This is a genomic window from Ruegeria sp. CDSB013 (genome assembly GCF_059611165.1).
Genome location: NZ_JBXWPA010000017.1, coordinates 13,100 through 39,194, shown reverse-complemented (window position 1 = coordinate 39,194; position 26,095 = coordinate 13,100). Strand labels below are relative to the sequence as shown.

20 protein-coding genes and 1 pseudogene are annotated in these 26,095 nt (G+C 55.0%); 9 read left to right on the top strand and 12 right to left on the bottom strand.

Features of this window, described 5'->3' with window-relative positions; translation table 11 throughout:
- Positions 1-83: 83 nt before the first annotated feature.
- The 3 genes and pseudogenes from AC2FJF_RS22085 to AC2FJF_RS22075 all read right to left on the bottom strand — a co-directional run.
- Positions 84-2,534, bottom strand: coding sequence for a tetratricopeptide repeat protein (locus AC2FJF_RS22085; protein ID WP_496727221.1), 2,451 nt, complete (start codon positions 2,532-2,534; stop codon positions 84-86).
- 51 nt (positions 2,535-2,585) lie between these two features.
- On the bottom strand, positions 2,586-3,278 hold the full coding sequence (locus tag AC2FJF_RS22080; protein WP_496727220.1) for a sugar transferase: 693 nt from the start codon (positions 3,276-3,278) through the stop codon (positions 2,586-2,588).
- A gap of 467 nt (positions 3,279-3,745) precedes the next feature.
- Positions 3,746-3,963: pseudogene (locus AC2FJF_RS22075) on the bottom strand (IS5/IS1182 family transposase); the annotation flags it as partial.
- Between the two features lie 188 nt (positions 3,964-4,151).
- Between AC2FJF_RS22075 and AC2FJF_RS22070 the strand changes: the two are divergent.
- The 7 genes from AC2FJF_RS22070 (at position 4,152) to AC2FJF_RS22040 (ending at position 13,045) form a co-directional block, all read left to right on the top strand.
- Positions 4,152-4,886, top strand: a complete 735-nt coding sequence (locus AC2FJF_RS22070; protein WP_496727219.1) for a VPLPA-CTERM sorting domain-containing protein — start codon at positions 4,152-4,154, stop codon at positions 4,884-4,886.
- A 688-nt stretch (positions 4,887-5,574) separates the two neighbouring features.
- Complete coding sequence (locus AC2FJF_RS22065) at positions 5,575-6,486, top strand: ExeA family protein (protein ID WP_496727217.1); 912 nt, start codon at positions 5,575-5,577, stop codon at positions 6,484-6,486.
- Positions 6,487-6,529: 43 nt separating this feature from the next.
- The gene (locus AC2FJF_RS22060) at positions 6,530-8,062 is read left to right on the top strand and encodes a GumC family protein (protein WP_496727216.1); all 1,533 of its coding nucleotides are present in this window, start codon (positions 6,530-6,532) and stop codon (positions 8,060-8,062) included.
- Between the two features lie 40 nt (positions 8,063-8,102).
- Positions 8,103-8,936, top strand: coding sequence for a CpsD/CapB family tyrosine-protein kinase (locus AC2FJF_RS22055; protein ID WP_496727215.1), 834 nt, complete (start codon positions 8,103-8,105; stop codon positions 8,934-8,936).
- A gap of 105 nt (positions 8,937-9,041) precedes the next feature.
- On the top strand, positions 9,042-10,454 hold the full coding sequence (locus AC2FJF_RS22050; protein WP_496727214.1) for a mannose-1-phosphate guanylyltransferase/mannose-6-phosphate isomerase: 1,413 nt from the start codon (positions 9,042-9,044) through the stop codon (positions 10,452-10,454).
- Positions 10,455-10,526: 72 nt separating this feature from the next.
- Entirely contained in the window at positions 10,527-11,795 is a 1,269-nt protein-coding gene (locus AC2FJF_RS22045; RefSeq protein ID WP_496727213.1) for a nucleotide sugar dehydrogenase, read from the top strand.
- Positions 11,792-13,045, top strand: a complete 1,254-nt coding sequence (locus AC2FJF_RS22040; RefSeq protein WP_496727212.1) for a glycosyltransferase family 4 protein — start codon at positions 11,792-11,794, stop codon at positions 13,043-13,045. Before AC2FJF_RS22045 ends, AC2FJF_RS22040 begins: the two co-directional genes overlap by 4 nt.
- 43 nt (positions 13,046-13,088) lie before the next feature.
- On the opposite strand, the gene xrtD is transcribed toward AC2FJF_RS22040, so the two are convergent.
- On the bottom strand, positions 13,089-14,693 hold the full coding sequence (gene xrtD, locus AC2FJF_RS22035) for a VPLPA-CTERM-specific exosortase XrtD (RefSeq protein ID WP_496727211.1): 1,605 nt from the start codon (positions 14,691-14,693) through the stop codon (positions 13,089-13,091).
- A 306-nt stretch (positions 14,694-14,999) separates the two neighbouring features.
- On the opposite strand from xrtD, the gene AC2FJF_RS22030 reads away from it, so the two are divergent.
- Entirely contained in the window at positions 15,000-15,869 is an 870-nt protein-coding gene (locus AC2FJF_RS22030) for a sulfotransferase domain-containing protein (protein ID WP_496727210.1), read from the top strand.
- Between the two features lie 12 nt (positions 15,870-15,881).
- On the opposite strand, the gene AC2FJF_RS22025 is transcribed toward AC2FJF_RS22030, so the two are convergent.
- The 8 genes from AC2FJF_RS22025 to AC2FJF_RS21990 form a co-directional block, all read right to left on the bottom strand.
- Positions 15,882-17,258 carry a hypothetical protein gene (locus AC2FJF_RS22025; RefSeq protein ID WP_496727209.1) on the bottom strand — a complete coding sequence of 459 codons (1,377 nt, stop codon included), beginning with the start codon at positions 17,256-17,258 and terminating at the stop codon, positions 15,882-15,884.
- Between the two features lie 225 nt (positions 17,259-17,483).
- On the bottom strand, positions 17,484-17,900 hold the full coding sequence (locus tag AC2FJF_RS22020; protein WP_496727208.1) for a VOC family protein: 417 nt from the start codon (positions 17,898-17,900) through the stop codon (positions 17,484-17,486).
- 15 nt (positions 17,901-17,915) lie between these two features.
- Entirely contained in the window at positions 17,916-18,929 is a 1,014-nt protein-coding gene (locus AC2FJF_RS22015; protein WP_496727207.1) for a hypothetical protein, read from the bottom strand.
- 9 nt (positions 18,930-18,938) lie between these two features.
- Positions 18,939-20,489 (bottom strand): MBOAT family O-acyltransferase, encoded by a 1,551-nt coding sequence (locus AC2FJF_RS22010; RefSeq protein WP_496727206.1) that lies wholly within the window; start codon positions 20,487-20,489, stop codon positions 18,939-18,941.
- A gap of 12 nt (positions 20,490-20,501) precedes the next feature.
- On the bottom strand, positions 20,502-21,452 hold the full coding sequence (locus AC2FJF_RS22005) for a class I SAM-dependent methyltransferase (protein ID WP_496727205.1): 951 nt from the start codon (positions 21,450-21,452) through the stop codon (positions 20,502-20,504).
- A gap of 16 nt (positions 21,453-21,468) precedes the next feature.
- Entirely contained in the window at positions 21,469-23,382 is a 1,914-nt protein-coding gene (locus AC2FJF_RS22000) for an HAD-IIIC family phosphatase (RefSeq protein ID WP_496727204.1), read from the bottom strand.
- 11 nt (positions 23,383-23,393) lie between these two features.
- On the bottom strand, positions 23,394-23,636 hold the full coding sequence (locus AC2FJF_RS21995) for an acyl carrier protein (RefSeq protein ID WP_496727202.1): 243 nt from the start codon (positions 23,634-23,636) through the stop codon (positions 23,394-23,396).
- 106 nt (positions 23,637-23,742) lie between these two features.
- Complete coding sequence (locus tag AC2FJF_RS21990; RefSeq protein WP_496727201.1) at positions 23,743-24,657, bottom strand: glycosyltransferase family 2 protein; 915 nt, start codon at positions 24,655-24,657, stop codon at positions 23,743-23,745.
- Between the two features lie 226 nt (positions 24,658-24,883).
- Here AC2FJF_RS21990 and AC2FJF_RS21985 point away from each other — a divergent pair, with 226 nt between their 5' ends.
- Entirely contained in the window at positions 24,884-25,783 is a 900-nt protein-coding gene (locus tag AC2FJF_RS21985; RefSeq protein WP_496727200.1) for a glycosyltransferase family 2 protein, read from the top strand.
- Positions 25,784-26,095: the final 312 nt, after the last annotated feature.

Below are 26,095 nucleotides of genomic sequence, written 5' to 3'. Positions count from 1 at the left end.
GAGCAGGTTAGCGCGTATCCAAGCGGTCTGTAAGACCTGGTAGAGTCATAGCCCGCAGTTGTGACCGGAATGCCCCTTGGAATTCAATTATCTGCGCTGGTTGTCGAAACTGTTTCCGAATCTGCTGTCAAACCTTCGATCGCAGCCGTCACGGTTTCCAACAATGGGGCAGGGGGATCCAGTGCAATGGCGGCCTGGAACGCTTCCAGTGCTTCAGTACTTCGGTTCAACGCAGCATATGTGGCACCCAGATGATATTGCACCATTGGATCGTTGGATAAGCCTTGTGCCGCCGGTTCCATGTGGATCAACGCATCGTCGAAATCGCCCCGGCGATAGGCGATCCAGCCATAGGTGTCCTGAAAAGCAGGTATGTCTGTGCCACGCAGACGGCGCGCGATGGTAAATGCGCGCTCCAGACTTTCAGCATCGTCTCGGTATGTCGATAGAAGGCTGGCCAGGTTATTGGCAAAAAGTGGTAGATGGCTGTTTTCGGCGTAGAGCTCTTCGTAAATTCCAATAGCACCTTCAATGTCGCCGCGTTGTTCCAGTGATCCGGCTTGGGCCCATCGCAGATTGAGGTTGCCGGGCAGGGTGTCCAGACCTTCAGATAGGATTTGAGCGGCTCCGTCCAGGTCGCCCTGAAGGGTTTTCAAACGGTAGAGCGCCAGCCAGACCTGCTCGGTTTCGGGCAGGTCCTCCAAAAGCGCCCGATAGGCGATTTCAGCCTCTTTTGGGTGATTTTGAATGGCCAGGATCGATCCCCTTACAAACCGCAGGGCCGGATCGCCTGGGGCCTCTTGCAAGGCGCTGTCAATCCGGGTCAGGGCCGTGTCTATATCACCTCGGCCGATATAAGACCGGATCAGGCCAATCTCGGCCGCCTGACCGAAGGTCTGGTCCTGCGACAGGGTCTCCAGAAAGGACAGCAGCGCCTCTTCGTTGCCCTGTCCCGCCAGCATCCGCGCCGCGAGGTTGTTTGTGATACCGGCTGTGTCTGCGCCGAAATCATCAAGTCGATTGATGATGCCCTGGGCTCGCCCCCAGTCTTGCAAGTCGATATACAATGCTCCAAGGCTCGCCAGCAGTTCGATATTGTCCGGCCGCGCCCGTAGTGCGTCGATCAGAACGGATTCCGCGTTCAGACGCTGTTCGTTGCTGGCCAGGAACGCGGCATACTGCAGGGATTCTGCCGGGGCAGCGCCCGAGGCTTCAACCGCCAGCGACAGCATTTCGGCCATAAGATCACGGTTTCCCTCGCGCTCATGCGCAGCAGCCAAAAGCGTCATCAATTGCGCATCACGCGGGCTTTCCCCTAAAGTTGCACGCAGCAATGCGATGGCTTCGCCGGTGCTGTCTTCATCGATTAGCCAGCGAGCCTTGAGCTTGGTGGCCCCCACGTGGCGCGCGTCCGAGGCGATGACCTCTTCGACCAGTGCTTTTGCCTGCTCGGCACTGCCGGTTGCTGTCAGCATCCGGGCAAGAGTGGTTTTGATGTTGTCCGTCTCAGCTGAGGGATCGGCGCTTGCAAGGATGTCTTGCAATTCGGCAATGGCAGCATCGGCATCACCGTTTTCATAAGTGAACACGGCTCGAAGCGAACGATAAGCGGTATCGTGCGGACCAGGCGTGGCCAGCGCAGCATCCAGTTCGGCCAGCGCGGCCTCAGGGCTGCGGAAGTCATTGAGGAACCGGATCAGACGGATGAGCTCATCGGGACTGTCGGCATCGGGCGCAACCTGGGCTCGCAGATAGGCCTCGGCCGCTGCGAAATTCTCGTTAGACAAGTACCAGTTCACCAGCAGCGAATCGACGTTGAGATCGTCGGGAAACCGATCGGTCATCTCCAGCAGCTGCGCTTCGATACCGGCCTTATCGTCCATCTCGTCAAGTACGGCTAGGCGCATCGTATAGAGGGTTTCACGCTCGGGAGAGGTGCGCAGTGCCGCGTCGAGCGCGTCCCGCGCAGCCAGCCAGTCCTGGTCCAGGATAAGCTTGTCTATGACGACCTGATGTGCGCTGACCAGATCGGGGTTCTCGACCAGAAGAGCCTGCGCGGTCTCAAACGCGGCAACCTGTGCGGCGCTGTCCTGAGTTTGATTTGCGGTTCGGTAATCTAGCGCTGCCAATACCGAACGGACCTGCAGGTCGTTCGGATCGAGTTCGGCGGCGGCACGGCCATGACGTTCGACTTCGTCCCAGTCGGCACTCTCCAACGCCATCTCTGCCAGGGCTTGCCGGCCTTCCAGATTGTCGGGGTATTGCTCGACCAAACGCAGATATTGGCCGTAGGCTTCGGGGATAGCACCGCGTTCGCGCTGCATCCGGGCAAAGGTCAGACGTGCCTCTTTGTGGGTACCGTTCAGCTTGAAAACATTGCGAAACTCGATGGTTGCCCGTTCGATATCGCCGTTTTCCAGATGTTCCAGTGCGGTTTGAAAGTGTTTTTCGGCGCGCTCTTCCGCCGTGTCGCAGGCAGGGAGAAGGCCAACCCCGATGATCAGGGTAAGCCTCAGTAAGCTGTTTCTCAGCATGTTATTGGTCTTCCAGCCCCAGATGCAGGAACCCTGTGTTGTCGGTTCGTGTCAGTAACCCGAACAGCGTAGAACAACGCCCACAGTCTTTACAAGAATCGACAGGTCAGTTTTGAGCGTCAGACTGTCATAATAGTTTTCGTCAAACCGGGCCCGCGCGGCAAAAGTTGTCTCGTTGCGATCAGAAACCTGCCACGACCCGGTAATGCCCGGGCGCATGGCGTAATAGGCCTTTCCGGGATACAGGGGCTTCTGATCTTCCATCATGGGGCGGGGGCCGACGATGGACATATCTCCGCGCAGGACGTTCCACAGTTGGGGCAACTCGTCGAGAGACGATCTGCGCAGGAATTTCCCGATCGGTGTGATGCGAGGGTCATTCTTCAGTTTCTGTGTGCTGTTCCATTCGGCCCGGGCTTTGGGATCAGCGGCCAGATGGGCCGCCAGCCTCTCTTTCGCATTGGGCTCCATGGTGCGGATCTTCAGCATTTCAAAGATTGTGCCATCTTTGCCGATCCGACGCTGGCGAAAAAACGGCGACCTCCCGGTCATCACGATAATAAGCGCGAAGACGGTCACTAAAGGCACAGCAAACGGTGCCACCAGGACAACCAAAACAACGTCAAACAAACGCTTGATGCGATCCCGATAGAATCTTGAAGGCTGTGTCGCGATGCTGTGATGACGAAGCCGCTCGGCGGACGCCGTTTCGGCCGCAGCGAATTCTTTTACATGAGATGTCATAAACAAAATAACCCCAAACACTTACAACAGTCTGCTCAGACCTCGTTGTCACTATTAAATTCGCGCCTAAAACTGGCGCATAACACAAATGGGCGATGGTTCTTTGTAATTTCCCCCACCAAAAGTTTAACAGCTTTAATTTTGTTTTTGCATAAAAATTGAATGACAGAGGTCAGGAAGTTTTTAAGTGGTTATATTTCAATGATTTTCACGTTGAGTAAAGTTTAGGCAGTGCTCCATTCCATGCATGGGCAATCACAGATGTTTCCGTTTTGGGCCCATTGTTCGGGATTGATCAACATTCCAGTCATCATGCCGAACACTTGTGAGAAAGGTTGGAAGACCAATGCACTGAGGTGCCGTACACTGAAAAACGATTGACTTTGGACATGCATCTGTAGGTTTTCGACGACGATGGCATATGGGTGTGCATGCTTCGTTAGGCTCTGTTCCTGATGATTTTTTCTCTCGCTGGCGGCGCCAAACGCAGCTTCATCCAGTGTGTCTAGATACTCACGCACGGCGCGGGGCGCATCTGCCGGATCGATGCCCGCCGCTGACCAAATCTTCAGCGATGCAGTGGGCGACAGTTGTCTCGAACAGATGCCGCAACAATTCGCTCTCACGGAACCGGCCATGCCGGTTCTTGGAAAACCGTCGAATGATCAGGCATGCAGTCAGCCAGATATCCCTAAAATGGAAACAATGATGTTTATGGTGTGATTTTGTGCAGCGTATTGTGCCGGAATGCGGCAGTATGAACAAGTTCATTGCCACTTTCTGACATAATTAATATGGTCAAGTGATGCGAGATGCGAAGCGTGTTTTGGCTACCGTTCAATCTCGTTTAACGAGTAAGTCGTGTGAGGGGTTATGAAAGTCTTTCTGCAGAAAGTTGCCGTCGCGGCGACAGCTGTCACAATCGCAGTTGCTGTTCCGGCAACGGCAGCAACATTAAATCTCACTGGACCTGCCGCTGGAGGTTATAAAAAGGTCAAGGTGACCGCTCCAAGCATTGGCTATCATGATACCCGCGTTAACGCCGGTGCTTATGATATGACCGAAACAACTCCGGCACCAAACAATGTTCTTGGCGATTTCGTTGCGTTCTGCCTAGATTTAGCAGCTTGGATCGGGACTGGAACGGGATATGATTACAAAATCACGAAGACGCCATTCTCGAACAGCGTTGACCTAATTTCCAATGGTGGGCTTCAACGCATCCAGGCGATTTTTGATGCGAATTACAGCCAGTCCGTTGCCGTTGACAACAGGACAACATCGGCTGCTTTCCAGGTGGCTTTGTGGAATGCCGTCTACGACGATGACTGGACCGTCACTGGTGCAGTCGGAGACGGCTTTAATGCCGTAGGCAAATATGGGGGGGTCAATGGCGTGATCACCCAGGCTAACGCTTACCTTGCCGCGGCACAGAGCTATGCTGGTGACAAGAAGTGGCGTCTGAGCTTTCTGGAAAGCACTGCGCAGCCATATCGTTACCAGAACCTGGTTGCAGTGGCACCGGTGCCACTGCCGGCTGCCGGATTCATGCTGCTGGGTGCATTGGCTGGTTTCGGCCTATTGCGTCGACGCAGATCGACCGCCTGATTTCAGGAATCTTTTTTGAATTATCAAGGGGCTGCCATAGAGTGGCCTCTTTTTGATGCAATAGTTACTCCTAACGGGAGCGCGGTGTACCGGAAAACTGTTGCGCCAAAAGTGGATTTTCGGCACATTTACTCTACTTATGAGGGTGGCGCGCTATCTTTGTAGCTTGGAGTGTTCCGATGGGAATTCTGGTGTTGGCAGTAGTGACAGGTTTTATCGGTGCTGCCATAGCACTCCTCTCGGGCTATGGGGCATTCGCGGTAATAGGTGTATATTGTCTGACCGGGCTGGCCAGCATCCTTTTGGTTGCATTGCCAGTAATATTGCTATGCTCGCTGCGTAAGAGATATACCCAGAACACCTATGGAGAGTTAAACTCCGAAGTATAAATCCAGAGTTTGAAATGAAGTAGTTTTGGTATGCTCATTGGTTTGTTGTCGTACAGTGAACGAAGGTGTGCCTTGCTGTAAATTGTTTCTGTGTGGTTTGGTGCATCTCCTTAAAATTGCCTGAAATTGATGCCACACATAAGTTAACAGGGGTCTGAGCGTGATAAAAAGAGGTAGACGGTTGTATTAATAGCCCTGCCGGGCCATGTCAGTGTGGAGTGTACGCGGTTCTGGTCAGGCTTACCCCGATCATATCGCAAAGGTTTGTTGTAGATGGTTTTAAAAGTTTCTGGGTCACCATGACGACGGGTGATCTCTATATCGAACATTTTGGTCTCAGGGAGCGGCCTTTTACATTGTTGCCGGACCCGGGTTTTTTGTATTGGTCCACACAACACAAGCGCGCTTATTCGATCCTTGAATTTGGCATCATTTCTAAAGCTCCGATTACATTGATCACGGGTGAAATCGGATCGGGTAAGACGACGTTGCTACAAAAGCTGATCAGCCAGATCGATGACGATATCACGATCGGATTGGTCTCAAACGCTCAGGGTGGCCGTGGAGAGTTGTTACAATGGGCGCTCAACGCGCTGGACGTGCCAGCCACTCCAAGGGCGCCCTACGTACAATTGTTCCAAACATTGGCGAATTTTCTGATTTCCGAATATGCCGAGGGGCGACGGGTTGTCCTGATCTTCGATGAAGCGCAGAACCTGTCGCGAGAGGGGCTGGAAGAAATACGAATGCTGACCAATATCAACTCTAACAAGGACGAATTGATTCAATTAATTCTGGTTGGTCAGCCCGAGTTGCGGGACGTTGTGCTGCAGCCAAAAATGCGCCAGATGGCGCAGCGGGTTGCGGCCAGTTTTCATCTCCCTCGCATGGATGCGGCAACGGTTGCTGGCTACATCGAACATCGTTTGAAAGTTGCAGGCGGTACAGGAGAGGAATTTTCGGCCGAGGCCTGTGACCTTATTCATGCGGCGACCGAAGGTGTGCCAAGGTTGGTGAACCAGATCTGCGAGTTTGCGATGCTTTATGCATGGAGCGAGGAGCTTCATTTGGTCACTTCGCAGACTGTGAGGAGCGTGCTGGAGGACGAGGTCTGTTTTGGTGCTATTTCTGTATCTGAACCGGAGGAGGCGGGTCAGGTGCTGAAGCTTGGAGCTCATCAAAAAGTGCCGCCGGAGGAAAAAGCAGGATGAGTAGTATTCGGACGCAGATGAACGGAAAACGGGAAAACTGAACGTGGATTTTCGTTACTACTGGTCGATTTTTGTGCGGCGTTTGCCCTATTTCCTGATAGTGGCCTCGGTGATTAGCGCGGCCTCGGTCATCATCGCGATGACTCTGCCGCCGGCTTACGTGTCCAGCATGAAGCTGATTGTGGAATCGCCACGTATTCCGGATGAGTTGGCTGCGTCGACGGTGCGAACACCGGCACCGGAGCAGCTGCAAATCATAGAACAGAGGCTGTTGACCCGGGCCAACTTGCTGGAAATCTCCAACCGGCAGAATGTGTTCGAAAACCCGTCGGTTATGACTGCCGATAGAATTGTCGCGGCAATGCGGGCGCGCACCCTGATCAAAATAAGTACGGGCCGTAACCAGGTTGCACTGATGGAGGTCAGTTTCGAAGGACCGACGGGTACAAGCGCCGCAGGTGTTCTTAACGAATATCTGACACTGATTCAAAAGGAAGACGTACAGTCCCGAACAGGCCGTGCAACCCAAACGCTCGAGTTTTTTCGGAAGGAAGTGGACAGGCTGAGCGAGGCACTGGCCGAACGCAGCGCACAAATCCTGGCCTTCAAAACCGAAAATGCAAATGTATTGCCTGACACTCTTGATTTTCGGCTGAGGCAGCAAGCGACGTTACAGGAACGCCTTGCACAACTGGATCGGGATCTGGTCCTGCTGAACTCGCAGCGCAGCCGGCTAATCGAAATCTATGAGACAACTGGCCAGGTTTCCGGAAACCAGACATCCGATCAAAGCCCGGAACAGCGTGAATTGGTGGATTTGCGCAGGGAGCTTAATCGGGCCCTGGCTGTATACTCGGCTACCAATCCGCGCGTTAAGTTGCTGAAGGCGCGTATAAGCCAGCTAGAGGAGCGCGTCAGCACGACACCGGATCTCGTTGAGAACGAACCGCAATCCGGCAATCCTTTGCTTGATGTGCAACTGGCAGATTTAGATTCCCGAATTACGGTCTCGGAAGAGCAGAAAGTTGGATTGAATAAACAATTGGAAGAACTGGGCGAGACAATCAACCAGACTCCGGAAAACCAAATCCGGCTGGACGATCTCGAACTGGACTACCAACATATTCAGGGACAGTACAACGCAGCGGTTGAGAGACTGGCCCGTGCCAGCACGGGTGAGCGCATCGAGGTGACGGCGCAGGGGCAACGTATATCCGTAATCGAACCGCCGGTTGCGCCAAGCCGCCCTACCAAACCTAACCGGATGATAATTGCCGGCGGCGGCATTTTCTTCGGTATTCTGTCCGGTATTGGCCTGGTTGTTCTGCTGGAATTGCTGAATCGGACTCTACGTCGGCCGGAAGATCTGGTCGCAAAGTTGGGCATCACGCCATTTGCAACAATTCCATATATTCCGACCTCCGGAGAATTGACGCGTTACAGGGTTCTGCGATTGCTGCGTGTGCTTGTCATTGTGGTCGGCGTACCCGCAGCTGTTTATGCGGTGCATGTCTTCTATCAGCCACTTGATCTATTGGCTGAGCGGATCATGGATAAAGTTGGTGTGCGGTGGTGAAGTGAAACGGGCGGTCTTTGTCCGGAAAGGGTAGTGCTGAATGGAAAAACTGCAGGCTGCTATTGAGAAAGCACGATCGCAGCGAAACAAAAGGGCTTCTGCGGCGGCTGATGCCGTGCCGCAAAAATCAGCCCGGGATAATGCATCTGCAAACAAGGTTGACGATCTTTGGTCCGGTCTGACCGAAGTCGATATTTCTGCCGATACCATCAGCCGCAATAGGCTTGTCAGCTATGGCGGTGGTGCGGATGCGGGCCCGTTTGATATGCTCCGCACGCGGATTTTGCAGCAAACCCGAGTTAACGGCTGGAAGCGAGTGGCGCTGGTCTCTCCGCACAGTTCCTGTGGCAAAAGTACAACTTTCACGAATCTGGCCTTTAGTTTTGGAAGGCAGTCTGACTTGCGCACAATCGTCCTGGATCTTGATCTGCGGCGTGCTGGTTTGTCTTTTATGTTGGGACAAAACTGTCAATGCACGATGGGTGATATCCTGCAGGGCAAGGCGCTGCTTTCCGATCATGGGTATAGGATAGGGGAAAACGTGGCGCTAGGATTGAGTCGTGGTCCAGTCAGAGAAGCGGCTGAAATTCTGCAAAGCCAAAAGGCCAGCGAAACCCTTAATAGGATCGAAGCAGAATTCAAACCCGATCTTGTTTTGTTCGATATGCCGCCACTGCTGACGGCGGATGACAATTTTGGGTTTCTCAAAAATGCCGACTGCGCCTTGCTGATGGCAGAAGCTGAGCGGACGACGGTCGATCAGATTGATGTGGCCGAGCGCCAACTGGCGGAACTTACCAATGTGATGGGCGTAGTTCTGAACAAATGTCACTACACTGATGGTACTTACGGGTACGGGTACGGATATGGTTAAGTCGTTGTCAAAAGCATGCGGTTTTATTCCGATCCACGGGAAAATTTCTGATAATCCGAGGTTGCTTCAATAAGAGTTCATTTTGGTAGATTTGGAGTGTGTTAAATGGTCCATCCGGTTATTCTTTGTGGCGGTTCGGGGACCCGGTTGTGGCCCAGTTCACGGCGTGCATATCCCAAGCAATTTGTCTCATTTGACGGTCAGCAGAGTCTGTTCCAGGCCGTGCTGTCCCGGCTTTCCGGGCCGGAATTCGACGCGCCGCTTTTTTTGACCAATGAGGATTTCCGCTTTCTGGTGGAAGATCAGGCCACTGCTCTGGGGCTTTCGGATGGCCGGGTCATTCTGGAACCGGCTTTGCGCAATACGGCACCTGCAATTCTGACAGCGGCGTTGAGCCTTGAGGAAACGCCTGAAGAAATAATGCTGATTGCCCCTTCGGATCATCTTGTGAACGACATTCAGACGTTCCTTGAAGCTGTGGCAGTCGGAGCGAAAGCCGCGCAGGAAGGTATGCTGGTTACATTCGGAGTTGTACCGGATCGCCCTGAAACAGGATACGGATATCTGCTACAGGAGGCAGAGGTCAGGTCTGGGCGGCCTGCGCCACTTTCAGGGTTCATTGAAAAGCCGGACAAACAGCGCGCTGCCGAACTGTTGAAGGGTGGCAATGTGCTCTGGAACGCGGGAATGTTCATGTTTAGGGCGTGTGACATCATTACCGCGTTTGAAGAACATGCCCCACAGATGGTGGCGCAGTGTCGGGCGGCATTGATGGAGGGAGAAAAAGATCTCGGTTTCTTCCGGCTCGCGGCGGAGCCCTACGAAGCGATTGATGCGATTTCGATTGATTATGCGATCATGGAAAAGGCGAAGAATATCGTCGCCGTTCCGCTGGAGTCCGACTGGTCCGATCTGGGCAGTTGGGATGCCCTGCATGCGATATTGCCGTTGGATGAAAACGGGGTTGCCCAGATGGGGACAACAACGGCAATCGATTGCGAGAACTCGCTTCTACGCAGCGAAGACGATAATATCCAACTGGTTGGTCTGGGATTGAAGAACATTGCCGCCGTCGCCATGCGCGATGCAGTGCTTGTAACCAACATGGACCATGTTCAAGATGTTAAAAAGGCGGTTGGCATTCTGAAGGCAAAAAAGGTGCTTCAGGCCGAGGATTATCCCCGCTTTCATCGCCCTTGGGGCTGGTATGAGACCTTGTGTCTGGGGGACCGTTTCCAAGTCAAGCGGATCATGGTCAAGCCGGATGGTATCCTGAGCCTGCAAAGCCATGTCCATCGGGCAGAGCACTGGGTCGTTGTAGCTGGCACGGCACGGGTCACCGTGGGGGAAGAGGTGAAGCTGCTGACGGAAAACCAGTCTGTCTATATCCCGTTGGGCGCGGTGCACCGTATGGAAAATCCCGGTAAGGTGTCGATGTATCTTATTGAGGTGCAGACCGGATCTTATCTGGGTGAGGATGACATCGTACGATACGAAGATATCTACAACCGGGGATGATTTACTGTAGGCGGGCGGTCTGTCAGCACCGCTTTATGCTGTATTTGAGTTTCCATGATTGGGTAGAGATTTATGAAGGTTGCAATATTTGGCCTGGGATATGTCGGTTTCACCGCCGCTTGCTGCATTGCTAGCGAAGGTCACGAGGTCATCGGTATAGATGTGAGCCAGAAGAAGGTGCGGCAGATCATGGTAGGGCAGGCCCCGATCGTGGAACCTCGCGTGCAGGATATGTTGGCGGATGGCATCGCGAAAGGCCGGATTTCGGCGGATGTGAATGTCGGAGCCCATCTGGACGAGTGCGATCTGGCCATTGTCTGTGTTGGAACTCCCTCAGCTGCCGATGGCTCGCATAATATGGGGTTCATCGCCGATGTGACGCGGCAAATTGCGACCGCGCTGACCGGGGACCGGGACCGACCGCTAGTGGTAGCTTACCGGTCGACTTTCCGGCCCGGTACGGTCGAAGAGCTGGTATTGCCGATTTTCCAGGCGATCTTGGGAGAGGAGATGAGGGATCGGGTTCAGGTGGTCTATAATCCTGAATTCCTGCGCGAGGGCAGTGCAGTCGAGGATTATTTTAACCCGCCTAAAGTGGTGATAGGCACGCAGGATGGTGCTCCTAACCCGGTGATGGAGGCTCTGAGCGTCAATATCGATGCGCCGACCTTCGTCGTGGGATATCGTGAATCTGAGATCACCAAATTTGTCGATAACAGCTGGCATGCGGTCAAAGTGGCCTTTGCAAATGAGGTTGGTCGGATTTGTCTGGCACAGGGAGTTTCCGCGCAGCAGGTGCATCAGATATTTGTCTCGGATACCAAGCTAAACATCTCGCCCTATTACATGCGGCCCGGCGGGGCCTTTGGCGGTTCGTGTTTGCCCAAGGATGTGCGGGCGCTGCAATATATCGCCGCTGATACCGGTGCCAACCTACCGCTGATCAACAGCCTGTTGGGATCGAATGAGGCGCATAAGCACCGCCTGTTCGAATATGCGGTTGAGGGGCTGGAAAAACCTGCACGCATTTTGCTGGTCGGGCTGGCTTTCAAGGCGGGCACCGACGATTTGCGTGAAAGCCCGAATGTCGATCTGGCGCGTAAGCTGCTGGCCGCCGGGTACGAGTTGGAGATCTTCGACCCGGGTGTTGATGCCGGCAAGCTGGTCGGTGCCAATCTGGGCTATGCCTACAGTCATTTGCCTGTGCTTGAGCGCCTCCTTGTCGATCGCACCCATGCTGAGGCTGCGCATTATGACCGGGTTATAGCGTCGAACGCGACGATCGACGACCTCACCTTCTCAGGTAGTCCCGAGGTTCGTCATACAGGTCAATTGCCATGAAGGATGTTGATTTGGTCGAAACGCCCCGTATGGATGCGGTACGGCAGGCAAAGCCACTTGCTGGCCGTCGGGTGCTGATCATAGTCGAGAACCTGCCGTTACCCTTCGACCGGCGGGTCTGGCACGAATGCCGGACGCTGCGCACGGCCGGGGCCGAGGTGGCGGTGATTTGCCCCACGGGCAAGGGGTACGAAGCCCCGTATGAAGAGATCGACGGGGTGCATATCTATCGCCACGCTCTGCCTATCGACGCCAGCGGGGCGCTTGGATATCTGCTGGAATACGGGGCGGCGCTGTTTCATGAGATGCGGCTGGCGCTGAGGGTCGCTCGCCGGCACGGGTTTGACACCTTACAGGCCTGTAACCCGCCTGATCTGATCTTTCTGGTGGCGTTACCCTTCAAACTATTCGGCAAGCGGTTCATCTTCGATCACCACGATATCAACCCCGAACTCTACGAGGCCAAATTCGGCAAGCGGGGTTTTTTTTGGAAGCTTATGGTGTTGTTCGAGCGCTGGACGTTCCGCAGCGCCGATGTCGTGATTTCAACCAATGAAAGCTACCGGGCGATCGCGCAGGAGCGCGGCGGAATTGCCTCGGAGGATGTGTTCGTTGTGCGATCAGGCCCGGATCTCAACCGGTTGGTTGTGATGAACCCTGACCCGAAATGGCGTAACGGGCGGGCGCATATGGTAGGTTATGTGGGAGTTATGGGCGATCAGGAGGGTATCGACCTGCTGCTTGAGGCCGCGCGGATCATCGTGCAGGACCGTGGTCATGATGTTCAGTTTGTATTGGTCGGCGGCGGCCCGGCGCTGGACGGGCTGAAGACGCAGGCCGGGGAACTGGGTCTAAGCGAGCACGTCACCTTTACCGGGCGTGCGCCAGACAAAGACCTGTTCGAAGTGCTGTCGACAGCGGATGTTTGCGTGAACCCGGACCGGGTGAATCCGATGAACGATAAATCCACAATGAATAAAATCCTGGAATATATGGCGTTTTCAAAACCCATCGTACAGTTCGATGTGACCGAGGGGCGCTATTCCGCAGGCCGATCTTCGCTTTATGCGGCTCCCAATGACACGGCAGACATGGCCGAGAAGATTCTGGAACTGCTGGGCGATCCGGAACAGTCGGCCGAGATGGGCCGCTTCGGTCGCGCCCGGGTTGAGACGGAACTGGGTTGGGATCATCAGGTAGATGCGCTGATCTGCGCATATCAACGGGTTGTTGGGAAAAAACCGCTCTGAGAAGAGCGGTTTTTATTGTCCGGACAGATGGGCGCCGGGGAAACTACATCGGCACAAAATCCGGCAGTTTCGGCAGACTTTGGCTGACAAAACCCAACAACCTGGCATCTGCGTCCGCCTCGGTTTCGTCTTCGCGGATCGGGGTGACATAGCGTACCAACGCGCCGTCGGTGCGGCCCATGGTCAGACCGTCAACCACAACCCCGATTTTGGCGACGAAGTCGTTGGTCTGGCGCTTGCCGCGCTGTTCGAACCAGTAATAGACCAGTTGCTTTTGTAATCCTTTCTGGATGATGGCGCGGTTCACCTCGAAGGCACCGTAGGCGGGCACGCCTGGGTCGACCCGATAGGGCTCAAGACTGAATATCTCCCAGCCACCCACCGGCAGGCAGACCTCGGGCGAATGGATGCCATCGCCTTCGGTCTGTTTATCGTAAAAGGCGACGAACAAATTGACATAACCGTTCTGCCCGGGTGCGCCGTAGGTGGTGTTGAGATAGTCGGTTGCGCCCAATACCCGTTCGATATTCGGGTCGAGCAGGGCTGCCGATCCTGACCATTCACCAAGCTGGCGCGGGTAAAGCGTAAACGGGTTTCGGTCGATCGGTTCTTTATCCGAGCTGGGTTGCAGCACCCAGGCCACCGACACCGCCAACGTCAGCAAGGCGCCAGCAGCCAGCGCGCGAGAAGGCCGGATGGTGAGGATACGTTCGGCCACTGTCAGCAGGCCGCTGGTGTCCAGATCGACCGCCTCGGCCAGCGGTTTGGGGTTTGGCGTCAAGCGCTGCAGCGTGACGGCCATGGCAAACAGGATGGCAATACAGGTCAGAAAGATGACCCAGCCTTCAAAGAAATGCAGAAATCCTTCGGCCATTTCGATGCCATGGTGATTGACCAGAACGCCGATCACGCCGATGCGGATCGAGTTCATCAGCACCGTCAGTGGCGCAGCCGAGACCAGCAGCACCACCTTGTGCCAGATCGGCCCGCGATAGAGCAGGGCGAAGAGATAGGAGAAGCTGAGGATCGGGAACAGGTAGCGCAGGCCGGAGCAGGCCTCGGCCACCTGCAGCTTATAGACGCCCAGATCGATGATATTGCCGTCCAGATAAACTGAAACGCCTGCCTGCTGAACGAACCAGACCCCTATCACCGAAGAGATGCCCTGCAGGAAGATAGTCAGCTTCCAGTAGATGAAGTTCGGCAGCGGCAGCATGAAGACCAGATGCAGCACCGGCAGCTGATGCCGCCGCCCGATATTCCAGCCAAACACAGTCAGTACCACACCGCCAGTCCAGATGATCATGGCATAGGTGACGATGTCGGGCACCTTGGCGAGATTGCCCAGGATCGCCACTACCAACCCGAATGCAATGATCAGGATACCGGGCCATCGGTCCCGGACTTCACCTGGCGGGGGCGGGTAATTGCGCATCTCGCGTAGGAACAGATATAGCGAGATGACCGGGATCAGAGGGCCATGGCTGTATTCGGCGGTTGTCCAGGCCGCGCCCAGCGATACGATTCCGATCCAGAAGATCGGGATCGAGCCGACGACCAGCAATGTGAACCAGAACAGCCCGGTCGGATTAAATGCCCTGTCGCGGCCTATCCGGATCGGGTTTTCCGCAGACGTTGTAGTGCTCACCTGTTTCCCCTGATACTCATTAAAAACTGTGTTGGCGGGAGTTCCGTGTTCGATCTTAACGAAAACTAAGGGGCAAAGGCTACTCAAACTGCAGTGACAATTCGATCCGCCTTGTCTTGATCGCGCGCGTCCACCTCAGGTTTCCTGATGTGAAACTATGGTGGTAAAATTTGGACAATGTTTCAATAATTGTGCAGGTGGTCCGGAATCACTGTTTCCCCTCTCAGGACAGGTTAAACTGAGCCATGATAGGTTCGTATTTTTTGGGCGATTGATTTGCAGGATAATCTTCAGGATCGAAAAATCATGACCGCAGCTGGGTTCGGGCCGCCGGTTCGCCGGTCCCGGATGGGCCAGTTGCGGCGTGAAGTACCTAATTTCCTAAAAAAGAACAAAGGGCTTCTGGTAAATCCGGAGTTCTGGTCCTTGTTGGGGCGTCTGTCTGCTACCCGGGTGTGGGGGGCAGATCTGCCCAAGGATGTTCCAGTTCTGTTTGTGGCCACCCATCACAAGGTGATGACGACCTATTTCACGGCGGTGCTGCGCCTTTTGGGTTATGGTCTGAACCTGCCCTATCAGAAGGTGCATATCGAACATCCCGATCCGCAATCGCGTCTGATCATGTCAATGCATGGCAAGCTGGATATGGCGCGTCTGGCCCCTTATCGCGGGGTGCATGTCATGCGCGATCCGCGCGATATGATCGTGTCGGGCTATCACTACCACAAATGGACCCACGAAGCCTGGGTCCATCGACCGGACGAAGACGGGCGCACTTACCAGGGTAAGCTGAACGCAGCCAGCACCTACGACGGCCTTTTCATGGAGATAGATCACTTCATCTTCTTCTACCGGGATACATTGCTGAACTGGGATACCGGCGATCCGGATATTCTTGAGGTGTCTTTCGAAAACCTGATGGGTGAGAACCGGGCTGATATATACCACAGCATGTTCAGTCATTTCGGGTTTGAAGGTAGCAATCTGGAATTGGCCACCGATCTGATGCGGTTGTTCGAAGCGCAAAGCCGGAGTGGTAAAAAGACCGGAGAAATTGCCCGGAAGTCCCACCTGCGCAGCGGTAAATCGGGGCAATGGCGCGATGAGCTAGAGCCTGACCACATCAGCTATATCGAACGCGAACTTGGCCCTGTACTACGGAAATTTGGATATTGACGGGTCGTTGTTTCAGGGGCGCAGAATGAAATCACGTCCGATGTTAAAAAACACGGCATGCGATTGCGCGCGTGGGTCTGTCAAATCTTCGCGCATTCGATAGCGATATCCGGTGTTAAGCGCCCAGTCTTCGGTCAGAACGTACTGATACGAAGCGGTAAAGTTTGCCCGGTCTATCGTGTCTGTCACCTCGTCGCTGATCGTGTAACCGGCGTTGAGGTTAATTCCGGAAAAACTGTTGATTTCGTAAGAATACCCCAAGAAAGCAGCGGTTCTGATGACGTTCCCCTTTTCCTGATCAAAATCTACAGACCGGCGAATTTGTGCGCTGATCGAGCTTCTTGAAAGGTTTTGCCTCCAGTTCAGGGATCCGATAGGAGTGCTACTGTCCAGTTCAGAATCCGACACGCCGATTGTGAATGACAACTCACCGGCGGGTAGTGCGATATCTCGACCGATTAAGAAATTACGGATATCCCCGTCATCGGTTACGATCTGTTCAACTTCGGCTCTAATGGAACCGTTGGGCATATCCCTTTCCAGTCGTAGCCGCCCGGTAGGTCCGTCAGTTCGTGTAGTGATCCCGAATTCCCGCGTATCGATAGTCGTGTAACCGTATCCGGCCGCGAGGCGCCAGATCGGGGAAAGCTCGACACCCAGATTGAAAAAACCCGTCTTGGTCTCACGTCTAGTCTGTTCTGAATTGTCGGATTCGAAAAGCCCGTAATCCAGCCCCAGTGTACCTTCTACCAGTGGCGAAAATCGCAAGAACAGGTCGGTTCCCAGATTGAACCGGTCATTGTCATTCAACCCAGTATTAGTGGTGTCAGTATATCTGAGTGCGAGGTATCTGGCGTCGAATGCGGCTCCAATCGGTGCATCTCGCCCAACTTCAAACGACAACCCGGTTCTGTAACGTTCCCGGTTGCCTGTCCCGTTCAGATCGTCAAGATCCGGCGGCAACTCAATTTCGCCATCTGAGTTTTCAAAATCTTGAAGGGGTCGCAGGAATTCGATGTTCGATTGAAAATAGCTGGCATTGAATCCGAACTCTGCTTGTGTCCCTATACGGTTGTAAGTCAGGCCAGCACTCTGGTCGTCCAAGCCGGAGTCCGCTCCAGGCCCGTTTACAGCACGTATTACTCCAGATGCGTTAAGGCCGAGTTGATTCAACGAGCTTTCATGGATGAGTCCTAAAGAAAGGCGGGTGGCAGCAAAGGTTGTTCTACCATCGCTGATTGGATCGAGTTCGAGGTTGTCATCGGTTTCAAGGCTTTGATTGAAGCTGAAGACCAGTTCTGTCCCGTTTTCCTGGGCTGAAGCAGGCCATAAACAGCAGATCGAACAAGCGCCAACCAAAAAGGTGCGATAGAGCAGGTGCCGTTTCACATGTGCCTCAGTTTTTAGTTCAGTTACCGCTCCGGCCGCCGCGCATATCATTATTTTGTCGAGGTGGCCCGTTTATTGTTATGCAGCCTGTTTACAGCTTCTGACGTCATGCGTCGTCAAAAACGTGTTCTGACTGGGTATTTGTGTCGGGGCGTATTTTGATTGCAACATTTCGTGCATCTGACTGCCCTTCCGGATAGTCTTGGTGCACTTTCGAAGTCAGACCTAGATATCCAGCGGCTGAACATATTCTACCAAAACACCCCGTGTCGCGATCGGATTGATGAAATTGCACAGGAAATTCCCAGCGCCCTTGACCGGCTCGTCCTGCAGCATTGTTACATCCCGGGCGGCAAGCTCCTGCTGCAGTGCCAGGATATCCGGAGTTTCGAACGCGTAATGATGCAGGCCACCAGCGCCGCGGTTGAACCGGGAGAGCGATCCGCCGGTTGGCACCACAAGTTCCACGGCGGAACTGTTTTCGGGCGCGGTGCAAAAGAGGCACCAGCATTCGAACTCCTCAACATAGCCGCGATAGTCTTCTGTGTGGCCAAACAGCGACATGTAATTTTCGGCGCTTTCCATGTCAGGCTGCACAATTCCCACATGGTGCAAACGGAGAGAGTTCTGCAATATCGTCATGATCGGCTCCTGTCTTCACGACCCGGATGAGGGGTCGAGCAGTGGGGTAAGCGTTTCGGTCAGCCAGTCCGTCACCAGCACGGCGCCGGGTTCAGAGACATGGGCTACATCGTTATAGAGATTCGGGTCATCCAACAGGAAATCCGCAGAAAAAACCGGCCCATATTGTTCCAGCCACGCCTTTTCGACGGGCTCTGCATAGCCGCCGTAGAAGGGCAGATATAGGAAGGCGATCTGCACGCCCTCAGCCGCGGCCAGTTCGGCGATCCGGCGCAGATAGGTGCGGGGAATACCAAACTCGATTCCAGCCATTGAATCCGGCAGGATCGGGCGCGTCAGCTTGCGGCGACGAAATGCGGATTCGTCTTCCAGCGCTTCGATATCGGCTGCGCTTTTGGGACCGGATGTCTTGCCGGGATTGAAAATCCGGGGATCGATTGTGGTTCCGGCATAGGTGGCCGGGTTGAATTCGGACTGATAACCAAACGCTTCGGGCAACAGGTTCGCGGTTGCCAGCTGAATTTGCCGGATCGGCAGGCGTGCCAGATTTTCGGGCAAGTTCCGGTTGACGATCCAGGGGCTTTGCAGAACCTCGCCCGCACTGGCGAGATCACCAAAGGCCTGATGCCCGTGCCGCGGGAACTGTTCAACCACCGAAATCACGATCAGTTTTGGTTCATGTTTGGACAGTATCTCGCGGATAATTGGCAGACGTACGTCGAAACCGGACGCGGGCAGCGAGAAATTGACAACGCGGGCTTCGATCCCTTGTTCAGTAAGGTGCTCTTCCAGATCCGGAGAAATTACGCCGCGTGCTGTGCGCGATGATCCCAGAAAAGCGATGTCGATGGGGGTGTCGTCGAAATGGATACGCTCATAAATCCACCGGGCGCGCTCAAAGATCGTGCCGCCCATGGCCTGATAGCGGAAATAGGGGTCATGGGGCAGCAGGAAGGCTAGTACAATACAGGCCAGCACTGTCAGCCAGAGACCGCTGAGGAAGGTGCGCAGGCGCAGAGGTTTGGTCATCGGCGCATCCTAGAAGTTGAAATAAATGAATTCTGACTGCCCGCGCAGAATGAAGGCAAGCCCAAGAAACAGGACCACGCCGGTCCAGATCATCCAAGGCAGGGTCGGGCGCCATGTCAGGTGCAGAAGCGCCGGTGCGCGGGTGCGCCAGCGGTTCCAGTGCAGGATCGGGGAATAGCGGCCCATGATCTGCTGTGTGTTCGGGCACAGAAAAATCAGCGCGGCAGCTCCCAGAAGGAACAACCCCGGTTCGGTTATGAGTTCGGCGGGTTTGGCGGGCAACACCGTAGCCACACCGACGATCTGGTCCAGGCGGATCATGCCCTGCCAGACGGCCACCGCTGCGGCGGGACTGTCAGCGCGGAACATGACGTTTGCGAAGATCACCGCAATCAGGGTCACCGCGTGATACAACGCCATGCTAGAGCCGGGGATGCCGCTTTTGCGGCGCGTCTTGCGCCGCAGCGCGCGCCAGAACTCGTTGATTGCCAGATATGTGCCGTGCATCAAACCGAAGAGGACATAGGTCCAGGCTGCGCCGTGCCAGAGGCCGATGACCACAAACAAAACAACTGTGGGGGCGGCGACCGTTACTGAGAAGGACGCCCATTTACCCAAGCGCCATTGCGCGGCCAGCCGTGAAAGGGGCAACACCAGCGGCTGGTACATGTATGACACGATGAACTGCTGTAGGGTGATATGCCAGCGCCGCCAGTATTCGATGATCGACGCGGCGCGTAGCGGTGAATGGAAGTTTACCGGCAGCTTGATTCCGAACATCCGTGCAAGGCCGATGGCCATGTCGGAATAGCCTGAAAAGTCGAAGTAAAGCTGAACAGTATAGGCCAGTGCGGCCTTCCATCCGGCCAGCAGGCCGATCGTGTTGCCAGCCTGCGCCGCTTCGAAGACAGGTGTGGCGAAAAGGGCTGCGCTGTCGGCGATGACTGTTTTCTTGAACAGGCCGATCGCGAAGATCACCAGCCCGACGGTCATGTTCGCGGTTACGAAACGCCCGGGATTACGCCCGAAAAACTGCGGCATCATCTCTTTGTAATGCACGATCGGACCGGCGATGAGCTGCGGAAAGAAGATCACAAACGTGGCATAGCGCCAGATGCCCCCGGTGCGGACCTCACCACGGGCCACATCCACCAGAAAGGCGATCTGCTGGAAGGTGTAGAATGAGATAGCAAGCGGAAGAATGATCTTTTCCAGATGGAGATCGGCCCCCAGCATATTTGCGTTGTCGACAAAGAAATTGGCGTATTTGAACCAGCCCAGAACCAGCAGGTTACCCGCGACACCCACCGACAGCGGCCAGCCTGCGCCGCGTCCGTTTTCCCGCGCCCGCTCGATCCGCAACCCCATCAGGTAGTTGCCCAGAACCGACAGGATCAGCAGCAGGACATAGGGTGGATTCCAGACGGAGTAAAAGACCAGCGAGGCGATGACAAGAAACAGAAATATCCACTGTTTCAACCCCATGCGGATCAGCAGGTAGTAGCCCGCAAGCGTCAGCGGCAGAAAGACAAAAACAAAAGGAAGGGAATTGAACAGCATGAAAGGATACGGTCAGATCGGTCGTGCAATCATGCAGGCAGAGACGGAGATTTTATTGCGCAGTGCCCTGTCCAGGGCAGTGCCCTGGGTGGCAAAGAACCCGTCTTTCAGGATCTCAAACCCTGTATCACTGAGCAGCGCGCGTGCATCGTCTGGCGTCTGCATCAGATAGAGGTGATCGGGTGAGGGACTGTTGATCGGGACATTGATGAAAATGCGGCCCGTTTCAGGCCGGATCAGAGCGTGCAGCTTGCGCATGACCGACTTCGGATCCTCAAGATGTTCCAGGACCTCGGACAACACCACCAGATCGGCGGGTGGGGTACCGGCTGGCACATCCATCACGTTCTGAACGGCAAAGTGGCACCCGTGATGACCCAGTTTTTCCAGTGCCGCACGGGTCTGATCCAGAGAGACCTGCGACAGATCCCAGGCAGTGGCGCCGGACAGGCCGAAATCGCGCAGAGCCAGGGACATCATGAGCCCGTGCCCAGGCCCTACTTCCAGCAGATGGCCCCCAGGTTGCAACAGGTCCGGCACCTCGGTCAGGAAGAAATGGCAGCTTGCTGCATGGTTGAACCACAAGACCTGACTGTACAGCAGCCCGTCCATGTATTTTTCCATATAGGCGGCATCGGAATAAACCTCGGCATCCGCCTCGGCGAAGGTCGATAATCGATACCGGCCCTCGCGGTGAAAAAACAACTCCTCTTCGCGCAACCGGTCGCAGGTCCAGCGGTAGTGTGCCGCGATAGTCTCCATCCGATCGCCAACCAGCAGTAGCACGGCTTCGGCCAGAATTTCAGTGGTGTGCATCATGTCGCTATCGCGGCCCGCAAGGCTTTTGCGAATATAACGCTCATGCTCGGGCCAGATCGCGATAACCGCTTCGGCAATGCGGCGAGTTGCGGGCCATTCTCTGGTCAGAGCGTCAGAGAAAAGATCAGAAGGCTGCGTGGGCATGAAAAAATCCGATTGTTCAGGCGGCGGCATCGGTGGGCGAGCCGTTTAATGTCATAGGCAATTCGGAAGGCGCGTTGTAATTGGCAAGATCAAGCTGCCAGAACGTGCGTCCGTCCGGCTGTTCGGCGGTTTTTGCGAAGCCCAGCTTTTCGAAATGACCAGCGACCATCCGGTTTTTTTCGGAAGGTATATACTCGCCGATCAGGCGCTTTGCCCCTGCCTGACGCGCTGCATCCGCAACCAGGAACAGAGCAGCCTCTTCAACGCGGCGCCCCAGCACCCGGCAACTCATCAGCCAGGTGTCGCAGGTCCAGTCCTCGACCCCTTTGCGGAAGATCAGCACCGAGATCATGCCGTTGTCGCCGAACTTGTCGGCTAGTCGAATCTGTAGTGTGAACAAATCCGGGTCCTGCTGCATGTGGGCAACTTCAGCCTCGGTATAGCGATGCGTGGTCAGGTTGAACTGGTTGGATTTGTTGATCAACTGCGCGATGCGGGTGCGCCCGACATCGTCGAACTCTCGCGCTTCGCACACCATGTCGAGCGATTTCAGATAGTTGCCATAATCGCCAATGGCTTCCATCGCGACACTGCGGGCGGCATTGGCGCGGTATTGCTCAGCGCGCTGCGCATCATCGGCTGACAGGCCCGTGGTCTCGAAATACCCGGCCTGCGCTAGTGCGGCCGGATAAAATGCGGGGTCTTCCGGCAATTCAGGTACCGCAACTTCGGGCAGCATCTGGCGCACCCGCTCGCGTTCGGCCGGATTATCGTCGAGAAAAGCCAGCGCATCAGTGCCGATATTGAGAAGCTTGGCAATATGTCGGATATTGCTGGCCTTGTCGGTCCAGTTTGCAATGAAGACCGAGATATCGTCTTCGCGCAGCAGCATATCGGGGTGTTTTTGAAAGGGCAGGCGTGCCGCGTCTTCTTCGTTTTTGGAACAGACCGCCAGCACCACGCCGCGGGCCTTGAGATCCAGCGCATGTCGCTGAATTGCAAGAAAGGCCTCACCCTCTGCAGTGCCTTGTCCAATGCGGATGCCGTCGAGCCCGTCATCACCGATAACGCCGCCCCAGCATGTATTGTCGAGGTCGAGCACCAGACATTTACGTGCCTTGCCGCGCAACGTGCCCAACATCCGGGCGATGTGATCAGCATAAAGAGGGACGCAGTCAAGCGCGAAAGGCAACTTTGCCCGATGCCAGTAGGCAGGGTCGAACCAGCGCGACCGCCCAACCGTGTCGGCTAGTGTAGCCACGTCCAGCACTGTCAGTGACTGCGTTTGGGCCAGCTCCAGCAGATTTGCGTTGAAAGCGGCGATCTGAGCCGCGACCGAACCGGGCGCGCGCCGGTCATAATGCCCGCACCAAGGATCAGGCGGGATCGGCAGGGTTTGCAGAATGACCGTCGGGATCGCGATGCGCTTCAACCCATCAACCAGACTGCGTATGTGCGCAGTCGCTGCGTCTACTGCTGCTTTGGCATCGTCGGGATTCATGTGAACTGCGGCCAACCCCAGGCTGCGATAATCTGGCGCCAGCAACGCCATGTCTGCCTCAAACCCGGCCAGACCACTTTCAGGATTCAGCGCTTCCTGCGTAGCCTGACCGTAATCCGGTACATAGAGCGTGGCGAAAATCCCATGGCGCAGCGCGCTGGCGCGGATTGCCGGCGCCGTATATTCAGTGGTCGCATCCGCCAGAACTGCAAGGCGAACCGAAGAGAGCGACGCGCTTTTCGCCTGCACCGCATCCACCTTGTCCAGAACGCGGTTTAGTTGGGTCAGTTTGTTGAGATCTAGGGCGTGATTGGCCAGCGCGGCCAGCGCTCCGGTTTCGGTGTCGGGATCAAGTGCTCGCAACTGTGCGCGAAAATCCGACGGGGCTGGGCGCAGCCAGTTGAGCCCTTCGATAGAGAACACAGTCATAATCCACTCCGCTAACCGGTCTTCTCCTGAATACAGTCTACAAGGTCGCCGACCGATTTCAGCGCTTCGATTTCAGCGGTTGAGAATTTGAATCCGTAATGCTGTTCAATCGACACAACCAGACGGATGTGACTCAGACTGTCCCAATCCTCGACATCATCTGCAGTGGTCGTCTCTGTCAGGGATAGATCGTCGAGATCGAGAACGTCGGCAAAAATCTCATTCAAATCGTTAAAAATGGCTTCTCTGGTCATGGTACTCTTTGCTGTATTTTCACTGATAGGCTGAAATAAATCGACGTAAAAACTTGTACCCCATCTGGGTTAAGTAACAAGCTGTTTTACCGCGATGGCATACAGATCATCCACCCTGTCGCCAGGCTGCTGCTGTTTGGGCATCGCGGCCAAACAGCAACGCAAGCATGCGATGGCATCTGTAAAACCGGATGCGAGTGAGGCAAAATAGTGCCAAAATACGCTCCTGCGCGCCCGAGACACGGTTCGAGCGAAGAATGCGCAGAACCTCTCCCAACGGAGAGGCCCCCAGCATCAGTGCGCGGACGCCCCAATGCAGCCGCCCACCGATGCCTGAAATTTGAGCAAAGTCATGACCGATATGGCGGTCCCATTTCCGTGTGAGATCCCTGAATGAGCTTCGCGCCGGAGTTTCGACAACAATCTGCGGCACATAGCGGGTTCGCAGCCCCAGTGAGGTGGCGCGGCGACCCCAGTCCACATCTTCGGCGATAGTGATTCCAGCGAAGTCACCAACCTTGCGAAACGCTGCGCGCCGGACGCCCATATTGCAGGTCGCGGCATAACCATCCCGCATAATATAAAGCTGCATGCGGTATCCGTAGACGCTTTCATACGCTTCGATTGCGGTGGTCGCATCAGGGTCGATGCGCGAAATCCTGACATCGCCGCCAATTACATCGGTGTCGGGATGCGCATTGAAACAGTCGACGATCCCGGTGATCCAGCCCGGTTGTGCGATACAGTCGCAGTCGATGAAAGCCAGCACATCCGCCTGGGACAGGGCGGCCCCGCGACTGCGTGCGGGCCCCGGTCCGGGCGTTGTTTCATGGGCAAGGCGGGCAAAGGGAAATGCGGCGCAAATTTCGCCCGGCGGTTCCGTCGAACCGTTATCGACAACGATGACCTCGAAGGCGATACCGTCATCAGCCTGTCCGGCAAACGCTGTCAGACACCTGCGCAAGGCATCTGGCGCATTGAGGTGCGGTATGACGATGCTCAGCTGAAGGGGGTCGGGCATGATGTAATATCTCTGATCTTGAAAAGAAGATTATAACTCTCCGGGGAACAAGCCTAGCGGTCTGTTTCGAAATGACGATACTGTTGCCATTTGACGTAAATTTCTTGGAAAAGTGAGCTATTGTTTTGCAAATATCCACCCCTTCCGGTGCGAGCGGTGTTGCCGATGGTGCGGTCCGCAACGGCATGTTATGCTGCACCGCAGTTATTGTTTTGTGAGGCAGTCTATGAGTGCAGCCGTTTCGGTTATTCTGCCGGTTTATAATCGCAGCGCCAGTCTTGAAGATTCAATGCGCAGCGTTCTCAACCAGTCTTACCGTGATCTCGAACTGATCGTCGTTGACGATGCTTCGACCGAGGATTTGCAGCCCATCGTGGATGGGATCGGTGATTCACGGATCCGCTACATAAAGCGTGAAAAGAACGGGGGCGCGTCTGCCGCGCGCAATACCGGGCTGGCCGCGTCCGATGGGCGTTACATCGCCTTTCAGGACAGCGATGATCTGTGGCTGCCCGGTAAGCTGCAAATGCAGTTGGATCTATTAGAGGCGGCCCCATCCGAAGTGGGCGCAGTTATCCACTCTAAAGTGCTTTATGGCAGTGGCCCTGACGGTTCTTATGGCGTCGGACTGGTATCTATGCGGCCACCGCCACACCGCATCATGAAACCGCATGAGGATCAGGTCCGTAAATATCTGACTGAAAATCGCATCAGTCTGCAGAACGCGTTGTTTCGGCGCGATTGCTATCCGGAACCGCTTTGGTTTGATGATGTAACCCGTTCGAACGCCGACTGGGCTTTCAGTTCATCGTTGGCACAACATACAAAAATCGCAGAATACCCCGAACCCGTGGTCATGGCGTTTTCGTCGCCGGATGGTATCTCGAAACTGAAACGTGCCAAGGCAATCGGGTTGATCCGGATCGTCAAACGCAACCGCGATGCATACGCGCGTTACCCTGATGCCTATGGCATAATGATGTGGCGCATAGGCCGTATCCTTGCCCGACATGGCAAGCGCAAAATGGCGCGCCGGTTCTATCTGACCGGGTTCCGGCACAATCCTGGATTTCTATGGCAATCGTTCAAAAGTAAATTCAGTAAATCTGCTTCTGGGGGCGCCTGATAGATTTTTGTGTAACCAAAGCGGAACGGAACGATTTGAACGTAAGCACAAACATAGATCAAAATGCATCTTCCAACACTATCCTCTGATGGATCATGCACCCGAGTACCTTACACAGTGCAGCCCTTGCCTGTTGTTTGGATGTCCCGGGTTGCATGATCCGCATTCCGGGCTGATGCGCCGCGATGACAATCGCTTTATTATCGCCGTCGTTCTTTTAGCGCTTCCCGAACAACCAGACGTTATGGAGCGCGTTCAACCAAAATGCATGACTTGCCTTAATCAGTTTGTGGCTCTGGTGGCGGACGTTTC